Raw genomic sequence first — 13,126 nt, 5'->3', positions numbered from 1 at the left:
GCAATAGAATGATTTTCTAGTCTGATAAAAGAAGTATACAATGAACTCCAAAGGAGCATAAGATGTACGATTATCTTATGGTTGGTGCTGGTCTTTTTGGTGCAGTATTTGCTCATGAAGCAGCCTTAAAAGGAAAAAAAGTAAAAATCATTGAAAAACGGAATCATATCGCGGGTAATATCTATACTCGTGAAGAGGAAGGAATTCAAGTTCACCAGTATGGTGCTCATAATTTTCCATACTTCTGATAAGGAGATTTGGGACTATGTAAATCAGTTTGCAGAGTTTAACCGTTACCCAAACTCTCCAGTTGCAAATTATGAGGGAGAGATTTATAACCTACCTTTTAATATGAATACCTTCAATAAACTTTGGGGAGTTATAACGCCAGCAGAAGCACAAGCTAAGATTGAGGAGCAACGAGCAGTTCTAAATGGTAAAATTCCTGAAAGTTTAGAAGAACAGGCAATCTCTCTTGTAGGTACAGACATCTACGAAAAATTAATTAAAGATTATACTGAAAAACAGTGGGGTAAACCAACTACGGAACTTCCAGCCTTTATCATTCGCCGTTTGCCAGTACGCCTGACCTATGATAACAATTATTTTAATGATACCTATCAAGGGATTCCAATTGGTGGCTACACTCAAATAGTTGAAAAGATGTTGGATCATGAAAACATTGATGTAGAAACAAATGTTGATTTCTTTACGAATAAAGAGCAATATCTGAAAGATTTTCCTAAGATTGTCTTTACTGGTATGATTGATGAATTCTTCGACTATAAGTTAGGTGAACTAGAGTACCGTAGTCTTCGTTTTGAAAGCGAGATCTTGGATATGGAGAATTACCAGGGAAATGCAGTTGTCAACTATACGGATGCTGATACCCCATATACTCGCATTATTGAACACAAACATTTTGAGTTTGGGAGTCAAGCAAAGACTATCATTACTAAAGAACATTCCAAAACATGGGAAAAAGGTGATGAGCCTTATTATCCAGTTAATAATGATCGTAATAATCATTTGTATAAATCGTATAAAAAATTGGCCGATGAGCAAGGGAATGTTATCTTTGGTGGTCGTTTAGGACACTATCGTTATTACGATATGCACCAAGTAATTGGAGCAGCCTTGCAGTGTGTGAGAAATGAGTTAGATTAAATAAGTAAAATTGACCACCAGTTCTCATTTATAAAAGTATTAAAAATTCCTTGACTATGTAATGTAGTTGAGGGATTTTTTGATATTATTCATATTTTTGCAAACTTATTGTTTAAAAAATAATTTTCAAAAATTCAGAAAATTGTATTGACAGGACTTGAAAAAGGGTCTATAATGAATAAAAAAACAAAGGAGAAGACTATGAAAACAAGAAAAGTATTGGCTCTTGCGGGAGTGACTTTATTAGCAGCGGGTGTTTTAGCTGCTTGTTCAGGGGGCTCAGGCGCTAAAGGTGAACAGACCTTTGCATTTACATACGAGACAGATCCAGATAATCTCAACTATTTAACAACCAGTAAGGCAGCTACTTCAAACATTACTAGTAATGTCATTGATGGATTACTTGAAAATGACCGCTATGGGAATCTTATTCCCTCTATGGCAGAAGACTGGTCAGTTTCTAAGGATGGCTTGACTTATACTTATGAGATTCGTCAGGATGCCAAGTGGTATACTGCAGAAGGTGAAGAGTATGCTCCTGTTAAGGCACAGGACTTTGTGACAGGTCTTAAATATGCAACAGATAAGAAATCACAAGCCCTTTACTTGGTACAAGATTCAATCAAAGGTCTAGATGCCTATGCAAAAGGTGAGACTACAGACTTTGCTCAAGTTGGGATTAAAGCCCTTGACGATCAAACAGTCCAATACACCTTGAACAAACCTGAAACTTTTTGGAATTCTAAAACAACTATGGGTGTACTTGCGCCAGTCAATGAAGAGTTTTTGAACTCAAAAGGGGATGATTTTGCCAAAGCTACGGATCCAAGCAGTATCTTGTATAATGGTCCTTATTTGTTAAAATCTCTTGTGGCTAAATCTTCCGTTGAATTTGCGAAAAATCCTAACTACTGGGATAAGGACAATGTTCATGTTGACAAGATTAAATTGTCATTCTGGGATGGTCAAGATACCAGCAAACCAGCAGAAAACTTTAAGGATGGAAGCTTTACAGCAGCTCGTCTCTATCCAACAAGTGCAAGTTTCGCAGAGCTTGAGAAGAGTATGAAAGACAATATTGTCTATACTCAACAAGACTCGACTACGTATCTAGTGGGAACAAATATTGATCGTCAGTCCTATAAATATACTTCTAAGACTAGCGACGAACAAAAGACATCTACTAAAAAGGCTCTCTTAAACAAGGATTTCCGTCAGGCTATTGCCTTTGGTTTTGATCGTACAGCATATGCTTCACAAGTGAACGGTGCCAGTGGTGCAAGCAAAATCTTGCGTAATCTCTTTGTGCCACCAACATTTGTTCAAGCAGATGGGAAAAACTTTGGCGATATGGTCAAAGAAAAATTAGTAACCTATGGGGAAGAATGGAAGGATGTTAATCTGGCTGATGCACAAGATGGTCTCTACAATCCAGAAAAAGCCAAGGCCGAATTTGCCAAGGCTAAGTCAGCTTTACAGGCAGAAGGCGTGACCTTCCCAATTCATTTGGATATGCCAGTTGACCAGACAGCAACTACAAAAGTTCAACGTGTTCAATCTTTCAAACAATCGGTTGAAGAAACCTTGGGTACAGATAATGTCGTAATTGATATTCAACAACTACAAAAAGATGAAGTCTTGAATATTACCTACTTTGCTGAAACAGCAGCTGGGGAAGATTGGGATATTTCAGATAATGTTGGTTGGTCTCCAGACTTTGCGGATCCATCAACTTATCTCGATATTATCAAACCATCAGTTGGTGAAAACACTAAAACCTACCTTGGCTTCGATTCTGGTACAGATAATACTGCAGCTAAAACTGTAGGTCTAAACGACTATGAGAAATTAGTAACTGAAGCTGGAAATGAGACAACAGATGTAGTAAAACGATATGATAAATATGCTACAGCCCAAGCTTGGTTGACAGATAGTGCCTTGATTATCCCAACAACAACACTTACTGGTCGCCCAATCTTGTCTAAGATGGTACCATTTACGATGCCGTTTGCCTTCTCTGGTAACAAGGGGACAAGTGATCCACTCCTATACAAATACTTGGAACTTCAAGATAAGGCAGTCACTGTAGATGAATACCAAAAAGCTCAAGATAAATGGATGAAAGAAAAAGAAGAATCCAATAAAAAAGCGCAAGAAGACCTTGCAAAACATGTAAAATAAAGGTAAAGGAGTTGGTTTGTAGCCGACTCCTTTTATATTCTTCGAAAATCTCTTCAAACCACGTCAGTTCTATCTGATGACTTCAAATCCGTGCTTAGAGTTGCTTGTGGCTAACTTTCCTAGTTCGCTCTTTGATTTTTATTGAGTATTAGCTATCTTGTAGTAAAAAAATCCTGAGAATTTCTAACTCTCAGGATTTTTCGTGTTTACTGTTGTGGTTGTTGAAATTGAGGGGCCTGTGGTTGTTGTTGGATTTGTTGGCCAGGTTGTCCCTGATTTGGATTCGTTGGAGCAGGATTATTTGATTGTTGACCAGGAGTAGGTGTTACTTGTGTACTTGTATTTTCATTTGTGGTAGAGGGATTCTCTACTTCTGATTGTGTTTGTTGTGTATCAGGAGTACTCCATGTATTTCTTGCTCCGTTTAGGAATACGAACTGCCCGTTTCTATATAGTCCCTCAGGCATTGTCCAATCTCCAGGATGGTTATTTTGAGTAAGGTAGCTCATCATGCTACGATAAACTCTAGCAGCAACTGTGAGACCATCACCTACAATAGGAGTGAGACGGTTGCTATAACCTGTCCAAACGGCCATTGAATACTTACGAGTATAACCGACAAACAGTTCATCCGGAGCTACAAGTTGATTCGACTTGATATGATTTTCAATTTCTTCATCGGTATAGTTAGAAGTACCTGTTTTCCCTGCTTGAGGAATTCCAGGCAGATAGGCGTTGTAACCTGTTCCAGATGTCAAGACTGTTTTCATCATTTCTGTCATCATGTAGGCAGTAGACTCTTTCATAGCTCTTGTACCAGCGTCAGAAAATTCTTTTTCACTACCATCACTAAAGACGATTTTATTGATGTACATTGGTTTGTGGTAAATACCGCCATTTGCGAATGCAGCGTAGGCTGCAGCCATTTTTTCACTGCTTGCCCCGTATTGTTTACTAGATTCAGTTGTATTACTTGAAATAGCATTTGAATAGTGTATTACAGGATAGTCAATTCCTAAACCATTTAGGAAGTTTTTAGCTCTGTCTAAACCAACCTTGTTTAGTGTCTCAACGGCAGGTACGTTACGAGATTGTTGAAGGGCATATTGCAGAGTAATATTACCAAAATATGCTCGATCCCAGTTGTAAACAGGGGTACTTGTACCAGGATAGTTATAAGGAATATCGTGGACAGTAGTTGCAGTTGAATCGTATACACCGTATTCTAAGGCTGGGGCATAATCAGTGATTGGTTTCATGGTTGATCCCCAGTCACGGTTGGTTTCCACAGCTTGGTTGGTACCAAATGAAACGTTACTTGCTTGGTGACGTGCTCCAAGTTGAGCGATGACTTTACCATTGGAAGTATCTACGATAGTTGAGGCTACTTGAAGGTCATCATCTGGATAAGAGACATACTCATCTGTATTGTAAATATCCCAAAGTCGTTGTTGAATTCCCTTGTCTACATTTGTGTAGACTTCCATCCCAGTAGTAAGAAGATTATATCCAGTTTCGTGCTCTACTTGTTCAATAACCTCTTTTAGATAGTTATCCATATATGCTGGATAAGTAGCAGCCGACTTAAGACTTTGTAAACCATCAGTGATAGGTGTGTTGACGGCTTTTTCATATTGCTCAGCACTAATGTAATCTTGCCCTCTCATTTCTGAAAGAACTAAATTACGACGGTCTAGTGCTGCTTCCGGATGAGAGTAAGGATCGTATTGGTTAGGTGCCTGAGGCATACCTGCTAGCAAAGCTAATTGAGGTAAAGATAAATCCTTTAGATCTTTTCCATAGTAATTTTGGGCTGCTGTCTGCATTCCATAATTACCATTTGACATATAGACCTTATTGATGTAGTAGGTAAGAATTTCCTGTTTGGTAGCTTTTTGTTCCAATTGGATAGCGAGCCAAGCCTCTTGTGCTTTTCGAGAGATGTTTTGATCCGAAGTTGATGTTGAGAAATAGGTTAACTTAATCAACTGCTGGGTTAGGGTTGATCCACCTTGTAAAGAATTACTTTGTAAGTTACGTAAGAAGGCTCCCATAATACGAATTGTGTCTATCCCTCTGTGGTCAAAGAAGCGATGGTCTTCGATAGACACGATGGCTTTGACTAAATCAGTAGGAATTTCATTGGCCTGAGCGTTCACTCGGCGTTCAGAGCCCAGGTCGGCAATGAGTTCGTTATTATTGTCGTAAATTTTGCTAGAAGTTGTCGCAACTAATTTACTATCTGATAGGGCTGGAGCTTTGCTCACAAAATAGAGGAAAACTCCTCCACCCAATAGAAATAATGCGATAAAGAGAGTTAGGAAAAAAATCCCAGTATACTTTACTATTCGCATAAGAATGTATTTATTCATCTTGTTTACCACCTAGTAAATGTTCTTTGATGACATCGAGATAGGGAATTTGCGGAAATGCCCCTAGTTTTATCTGGTAACCGTATTCTCGTATGTATCCAAGTGGCATTGATTTTTGCCCCTTATCTTGATGATAGAAGCGAATCAAATCATGTGCCGGTAATAAGTAGGTTTCTTGCTGAGAAGAAAAGTGAAGAAGGACAAAGCAGATTCCTTGTTGGGCAAGGACTTGTTCCATATGCTGAATCTGATGTGGATGGAAATTTTTCATCGGAATCGCACGTTTTTGTTTTGTTTCCTTGGCTTCAAAGTCGATGTAATATCCTTTATAAACGCCAGAATAGTCTGTCGTTGAAGCTTGTCGAAAATAGGCTTCAACAATCTTGGCACGACTTCGTTGTGGATAGTCCACTCGTACGATTTGAATAGGAGTCGGTTTTTTGTGTATAACTGCCAATCCCTGAGACAAATAGTAGTCGTTGGTAGCATTGATCATCTTTTCAAAAGACATTCCTCTGTTTGCGAAATTTTTGGATTGAGAAAGAGAGGCTTGTCTTTTTTGGGATGAAATTTTATGAGGATAGTTGACCATAATTCTCCTTATTGGTACAATAACATCACTCTATTATACCATAATTTTACACAGAAAGGGTTAAAAATGACTACAGCTTTGGTTTTGGGCTATTCTGCTTTTGATTTGGGTTTATTTTCTGACAAGGATCCTCGTCTGAAATTGATTAAAAAAGCGATACGTAAAGATTTAGAGGCTATGGCAGCAGATGGGGTGTCTTGGCTTGTGTTTACAGGGACTTTAGGATTTGAATATTGGGTTCTAGAGGTTGCGCAGGAGATGAAAACAGAATATGGCTTTCAGTTGGCCACCATTTTTGCTTTTGAAACCCATGGGGAAAATTGGAATGAAGCCAATCAGCTGAAACTGAGCCGTTTTAAGCAGGTAGACTTTGTCAAATATGCTTATCCTCGCTATGAACACGCGGGGCAGCTAAGAGATTACCAGCAGTTCTTACTGGAAAATACGAATAGTTCTTATCTTTTTTATGATGAAGAAAATGCAACGAAACTAGCTTATTTTTACCAAAAGATGAAAAATCAAGAGGACTATTTTGTAAAGAGATTAACATTTGATCAGCTAAATGAACTTGCTGAAAATTTTTCCGAAAATTGAAGCTTTGACCTTGATTTTTGTTTGTCTTTTTTTATATAATAATACTAGCAACTGAGAATGGAGAGAGACATGGCAGGTATTATTTTTTCGGCGAAAGATATTTTTGAACAAGAGTTTGGACGTGAGGTCCGTGGCTATAGTAAGGTAGAAGTTGATGAGTTTTTAGACGATGTCATCAAGGACTATGAAACCTATGCTGCCTTGGTCAAGTCACTTCGTCAGGAAATTGCTGATTTGAAGGAAGAATTAGCTCATAAACCAAAACCTTCACCAGTTCAAACAGAACCTCTTGAAGCTACAACAACAAGTTCTATGACGAACTTTGATATTTTAAAACGTTTGAATCGTCTTGAAAAAGAAGTGTTTGGTAAACAAATTTTAGATAACTCAGGATTTTAAGAGCTTATTTAAAAAGTGCAATTTTTGGATAATCGCGTGAAGAGAATTTCTTTTCATGAGGAAAGTCCATGCTAGCACAGGCTGTGATGCCTGTAGTGTTTGTGCTAGGCGAAACCATAAGCCTAGGGACGAGAAATCGTTACGGCAGTTGAAATGGCTAAGTCCTTGGATAGGTCAGAGTAGGCTTGAAAGTGCCACAGTGACGGAGTCTTTCTGGAAACAGAGAGAGTGGAACGCGGTAAACCCCTCAAGCTAGCAACCCAAATTTTGGTCGGGGCATGGAGTGCACGGAAACGAACGTAGTACTCTGACTGCTATCAGCTAGAGCTGTTAGTGGTAGACAGATGATTATCGAAAGAAGTGGTCCTAGTCACTTCTGGAACAAAACATGGCTTATAGAAAATTGCATATAGGTTGGGGCTGAGAAATTTTCTCAACCTCATTTTTTAAAGTGGACATATAGAAAGGTCTTGTAAGACTGTAAAATGAAAAAAGAATTTAATTTAATTGCAACTGTGGCAGCTGGTTTGGAAGCTGTCGTGGGAAGAGAAGTGCGAGAGTTGGGCTACGATTGTCAAGTTGAAAATGGACGTGTGCGTTTTCAAGGAGACGTGAGAGCTATTATCGAAACCAACCTCTGGCTTCGGGCAGCAGATCGTATCAAAATTATCGTAGGAACCTTTCCAGCTAAGACTTTTGAGGAACTGTTTCAGGGAGTTTTCGCTTTAGATTGGGAAAATTATTTACCACTCGGAGCTCGGTTCCCGATTTCAAAAGCCAAATGTGTTAAGTCCAAACTTCACAATGAACCAAGTGTACAGGCAATTTCTAAGAAAGCTGTTGTCAAGAAATTGCAGAAACACTATGCTCGTCCAGAAGGTGTTCCTCTGATGGAGAATGGCCCAGAGTTTAAGATTGAGGTTTCTATTCTAAAGGATGTGGCAACTGTCATGATTGATACGACAGGATATAGCCTCTTTAAACGAGGTTATCGTACCGAAAAGGGTGGCGCTCCTATCAAGGAAAATATGGCGGCAGCCATTTTGCAACTTTCTAACTGGTATCCAGACAAGCCTTTGATTGATCCGACCTGTGGTTCGGGGACTTTCTGTATCGAGGCTGTCATGATTGCTCGAAAGATGGCACCAGGACTTCGTCGCTCTTTTGCATTTGAGGAATGGAACTGGGTCAGTGATCGTTTGATCCAAGAAGTGCGCACAGAAGCGGCCCAAAAAGTGGATCGTGAACTGGAACTGGATATCATGGGTTGTGATATTGATGCTCGCATGGTGGAGATTGCTAAGGCTAATGCTCAGGCAGCTGGTGTTGCAGGAGACATTACTTTTAAGCAGATGCGCGTGCAGGATTTGCGTTCTGATAAAATCAACGGTGTGATTATCTCCAATCCGCCTTATGGTGAACGTTTATCAGATGATGCAGGGGTGACCAAGCTTTATGCTGAGATGGGTGAGGTTTTTGAACCTCTCAAGACTTGGAGTAAGTTTATCCTAACTAGTGATGAAGCCTTTGAAAGCAAGTATGGTAGCCAAGCGGACAAGAAGCGTAAACTGTATAACGGAACCCTGAAAGTGGATCTGTATCAATATTTTGGTCAGCGTATCAAACGCCAAGAAGTAAAGTAGGAAGGTAAACTCATGACTAAGAAGAGACGGGATCGTCATAAAAATGAAGGACAAGAACCGCGATTTGATTTTGATGAAGCAAAAGAGTTAACAGTTGGTCAAGCTATTCGTAAAAATGAAGAAGTAGAAGCAGGGGTATTGCCTGAAGATTCCATTTTAGATAAGTATCTCAAGCAACACAAAGATGAAATTGAGGCAGATAAGTTTGCGACTCGCCAATACAAAAAGGAGGAATTAGTCGAAACGCAGAGTTTGGACGATCTTATCCAAGAGATTCGGGAGGAGACAGCTGTTGAGCCTACGATAGTAGAGAATGATTTCATCCAGTTTGATGACTTAGAATCTACACAAGTGACAGAAACTCCTTTTGATGAGGAATTTGACACTGAGGAGGCAGTCGAAACAGAGTATCCAATGGTGGATAGTGAAGATGGGAAAAGCGTTAAGAAACAGATTCTTTATGGCTTGTTAGCTGCCCTAGGAATTCTTATTATTGGGACTGGTTATTATGTTTATCGTCAAGTTACTCGCTCAACACAGGAAATCCAAACGGCTCAATCATCGTCTAGTGAGCAGAATGTTCAGCCTATTTTAGAAGATTTTAATAGTCAATACGATGCCTTCTACACAGATAGCAATAAAACAGCTTTGAAGAATAGCCAGTTTGAAAAGCTACCTCAACTCAAGGCTTTACTTGATAAGCTGGAAGGTACTCGTGAACATACGCTTGCCAAATCGAAATATGACAGCTTAGAAACGCAAATCAAGGCCATCCAAGAAGTCAATGCACAATTTGAAAAACCAGCTATTGTGGATGGTGTTCTAGATACCAGTGTCAAAGCCAAATCGAATGCTAAATTTACAGATATTAAAACTGGGAATACTGAGATTGATAAAGTGCTAGATAAGGCTATTAGCCTCGGTAAGAGCCAGCAAACAAGTACGTCTAGCTCAAGCTCAGGTCAAACTAGCAGTTCTAGTCAAGCAAGTTCAAATTCTTCTACCGACAGTACTACAAGTAACGCCAGTCCATCTTCAAGCGCCTCATCAAACAATTCAGTTTCTGCGCGGGATGATAGCTATGGTGGTTTATCAAGTTCTGGAGTCAACCTACAAAGAGCTTCAAGCCGTGTACCGTTCAATCAATCAGCTGTAGATGATAGTAACAACTCTGCTTGGGATTTCGCGGATGGCGTTTTGGAACAAATTTTAGCGACTTCACGTTCACGTGGTTATATCACTGGTAACCAATACATCCTTGAACGTGTCAATATCGTTAATGGCAATGGTTATTACAACCTCTACAAGCCAGATGGAACCTATCTCTTTACCCTTAACTGTAAGACAGGTTACTTTGTTGGAAATGGTTCTGGACATGCGGATGACTTGGACTACTAAGCAGTCGTTACAAAATTCTTTCTTTTCAAAAGTAAAAATGATAAAATAAAACAAATTAAACAAGAGGAGTGTCAAATGACAAAAGCTAACTTTGGTGTCGTAGGTATGGCCGTAATGGGTCGTAACCTTGCCCTTAATATTGAATCTCGTGGTTACACAGTTGCTATCTACAACCGTAGTAAAGAAAAAACTGAAGATGTGATTGCTTGCCATCCTGAAAAGAACTTTGTACCAAGCTATGACGTTGAAAGTTTTGTAAACTCAATCGAAAAACCTCGTCGTATCATGCTGATGGTTCAAGCTGGACCTGGTACAGATGCTACAATTCAAGCCCTTCTTCCACACCTTGATAAAGGTGATATCTTGATTGACGGAGGAAATACTTTCTACAAAGATACCATCCGTCGTAACGAAGAATTGGCAAACTCAGGTATCAACTTTATCGGTACTGGGGTTTCTGGTGGTGAAAAAGGTGCCCTTGAGGGTCCTTCTATCATGCCTGGTGGACAAAAAGAAGCCTACGAATTGGTTGCGGATGTTCTTGAAGAAATCTCAGCTAAAGCACCAGAAGATGGCAAACCATGTGTGACTTACATCGGTCCTGATGGAGCTGGTCACTATGTGAAAATGGTTCACAACGGTATCGAGTATGGTGATATGCAATTGATCGCAGAAAGCTATGACTTGATGCAACACTTGCTAGGCCTTTCTGCAGAAGATATGGCTGAAATCTTTACTGAGTGGAACAAGGGTGAATTGGACAGCTACTTGATCGAAATCACAGCTGATATCTTGAGCCGTAAAGACGATGAAGGTCAAGATGGACCAATCGTAGACTACATTCTTGATGCCGCAGGTAACAAGGGAACTGGTAAATGGACTAGCCAATCATCACTTGACCTTGGTGTGCCATTGTCACTCATCACTGAGTCAGTATTTGCACGTTACATTTCAACTTACAAAGAAGAACGTGTACATGCTAGCAAGGTTCTTCCAAAACCAGCTGCCTTCCAATTTGAAGGAGACAAGGCTGAGTTGATTGAAAAAATCCGTCAAGCTCTTTACTTCTCAAAAATCATTTCATACGCACAAGGTTTTGCTCAATTGCGTGTAGCTTCTAAAGAAAACAACTGGAACTTGCCATTTGCAGACATCGCATCTATCTGGCGTGATGGCTGTATCATCCGTTCTCGTTTCTTGCAAAAGATTACAGATGCTTACAACCGTGATGCAGATCTTGCTAACCTTCTTTTGGATGAGTACTTCTTGGATGTTACTGCTAAGTACCAACAAGCAGTACGTGATATCGTAGCTCTTGCTGTTCAAGCTGGTGTACCAGTGCCAACATTCTCAGCAGCTATTACTTACTTTGATAGCTACCGTTCAGCTGACCTTCCAGCTAACTTAATCCAAGCGCAACGTGACTACTTTGGTGCCCACACTTACCAACGTAAAGACAAAGAAGGAACATTCCACTACTCTTGGTATGACGAAAAATAAGTAGGTCTGCCATGGGGAAACGGATTTTATTACTTGAGAAAGAACGAAATCTAGCTCACTTTTTAAGTTTGGAACTCCAAAAAGAGCAATACCGAGTTGATCAGGTTGAGGAGGGGCAAAAAGCCCTCTCCATGGCTCTTCAGACAGACTATGACTTGATTTTATTGAATGCTCAACTGGGGGATATGACAGCTCAGGATTTTGCAGATAAGCTGAGTCGGACTAAGCCAGCTTCAGTGATCATGGTCTTGGACCATCGTGAAGAATTGCAAGATCAGCTTGAGGCAATCCAACGCTTTGCCGTTTCTTACATCTATAAGCCAGTTATTATTGAGAATCTGGTAGCTCGTATTTCAGCGATTTTCCGAGGTCGGGACTTTATCGACCAACACTGTAGTCAGATGAAGGTTCCAACTTCTTACCGCAATCTGCGTATGGATGTAGAACATCATACCGTTTATCGTGGCGAGGAGATGATTGCTCTGACTCGTCGTGAGTATGACCTTTTGGCTACTCTAATGGGAAGCAAGAAAGTTCTGACTCGTGAGCAGTTGTTGGAAAGTGTCTGGAAGTATGAAAGTGCGACCGAAACCAATATCGTGGATGTCTATATCCGTTATCTACGTAGCAAGCTTGATGTAAAAGGTCAAAAAAGCTACATTAAAACCGTGCGTGGTGTTGGTTATGCCATGCAAGAATAGAAAGGCAGTCACGGTCGTGTAACTGCTGTTTGAGCTCTATACTATCTGTAACAGGAATTCCTGAACTCCAGATAGTATGGGGCTTTTTTTGAAGAGGCAAAAATGCAGGTCCCTAGATGTCTTGTAAGGCTTCAAAGAGATGGTCAGAGAGAATGACTTTTTCTTGACATTAGTTTATACTCAATGAAAATGAAAGAGCAAACTGGGAAGCTAGCTACAGGTTGCTCAAAACACTAGTTTTGAGGTTGCCGATGGAAGCTAACGTGATGTGAAGAGATTTTCGAAGAGTATTGGTATCTGATAAGCTTTTCTTTCATAGTTCTCTACTTTTTGATACTCAAAAGGGATGAGCTAGCTTCAGGTGTAGTTAATATACTCTTTATAAGTATTCGAAAAAATGGAATTTATCATAGTTTTGAAGAAAATGGGGATTTTATTTTTGTTGAAATATTATAATATAATAAATGCTTCAAATTCTGAAATATTCTGAAAATAATGGAAAATAATAAATAATAATTAATATAATTGACAAATCTGATTATATAAATTATAATGTTGAGTGTATGTGTATGTGTATGT

General features: G+C 39.6%; 9 protein-coding genes, 1 other RNA gene and 1 pseudogene. 9 read left to right on the top strand and 2 right to left on the bottom strand.

Going from position 1 to position 13,126, the window contains the following annotated elements; all coding sequences use genetic code 11:
* Positions 1-62: 62 nt before the first annotated feature.
* Together glf and HT734_RS00620 are read left to right on the top strand one after the other, a co-directional pair.
* A pseudogene (gene glf / locus HT734_RS00625) lies at positions 63-1,167 on the top strand (UDP-galactopyranose mutase).
* Positions 1,168-1,368: 201 nt separating this feature from the next.
* Complete coding sequence (locus tag HT734_RS00620) at positions 1,369-3,348, top strand: peptide ABC transporter substrate-binding protein (protein WP_173278012.1); 1,980 nt, start codon at positions 1,369-1,371, stop codon at positions 3,346-3,348.
* 206 nt (positions 3,349-3,554) lie between these two features.
* Here HT734_RS00620 and pbp1a read toward each other — a convergent pair whose 3' ends face one another.
* Together pbp1a and recU are read right to left on the bottom strand one after the other, a co-directional pair.
* A complete protein-coding gene (pbp1a, locus tag HT734_RS00615) occupies positions 3,555-5,720 on the bottom strand; it encodes a penicillin-binding protein PBP1A (RefSeq protein WP_173278014.1) in 2,166 nt (721 codons plus the stop codon).
* Entirely contained in the window at positions 5,713-6,312 is a 600-nt protein-coding gene (gene recU / locus HT734_RS00610; protein ID WP_173278016.1) for a Holliday junction resolvase RecU, read from the bottom strand. Before recU ends, pbp1a begins: the two co-directional genes overlap by 8 nt.
* 66 nt (positions 6,313-6,378) lie before the next feature.
* Here recU and HT734_RS00605 point away from each other — a divergent pair, with 66 nt between their 5' ends.
* The 7 genes from HT734_RS00605 to HT734_RS00575 all read left to right on the top strand — a co-directional run bounded on the left by HT734_RS00605 (position 6,379) and on the right by HT734_RS00575 (position 12,547).
* A complete protein-coding gene (locus HT734_RS00605) occupies positions 6,379-6,906 on the top strand; it encodes a DUF1273 domain-containing protein (protein ID WP_173278018.1) in 528 nt (175 codons plus the stop codon).
* A 69-nt stretch (positions 6,907-6,975) separates the two neighbouring features.
* Positions 6,976-7,305, top strand: a complete 330-nt coding sequence (gpsB, locus tag HT734_RS00600; protein WP_049539007.1) for a cell division regulator GpsB — start codon at positions 6,976-6,978, stop codon at positions 7,303-7,305.
* 20 nt (positions 7,306-7,325) lie between these two features.
* Positions 7,326-7,706, top strand: an RNA gene (rnpB, locus tag HT734_RS00595) — RNase P RNA component class B.
* An 84-nt stretch (positions 7,707-7,790) separates the two neighbouring features.
* Positions 7,791-8,948 carry a class I SAM-dependent RNA methyltransferase gene (locus HT734_RS00590; protein WP_049533779.1) on the top strand — a complete coding sequence of 386 codons (1,158 nt, stop codon included), beginning with the start codon at positions 7,791-7,793 and terminating at the stop codon, positions 8,946-8,948.
* Positions 8,949-8,960: 12 nt separating this feature from the next.
* Positions 8,961-10,346: a cell division site-positioning protein MapZ family protein gene (locus tag HT734_RS00585; RefSeq protein ID WP_140834261.1), complete on the top strand. Its 1,386-nt coding sequence runs from the start codon at positions 8,961-8,963 to the stop codon at positions 10,344-10,346.
* Positions 10,347-10,421: 75 nt separating this feature from the next.
* Complete coding sequence (gndA, locus tag HT734_RS00580; RefSeq protein ID WP_125411082.1) at positions 10,422-11,846, top strand: NADP-dependent phosphogluconate dehydrogenase; 1,425 nt, start codon at positions 10,422-10,424, stop codon at positions 11,844-11,846.
* An 11-nt stretch (positions 11,847-11,857) separates the two neighbouring features.
* On the top strand, positions 11,858-12,547 hold the full coding sequence (locus tag HT734_RS00575; protein WP_061088388.1) for a response regulator transcription factor: 690 nt from the start codon (positions 11,858-11,860) through the stop codon (positions 12,545-12,547).
* Positions 12,548-13,126 lie beyond the last annotated feature (579 nt).

Source organism: Streptococcus sp. k-90 (assembly GCF_013277565.1).
GTDB lineage: Bacteria > Bacillota > Bacilli > Lactobacillales > Streptococcaceae > Streptococcus.
This window is presented reverse-complemented; position numbering and strand designations above follow the sequence as displayed.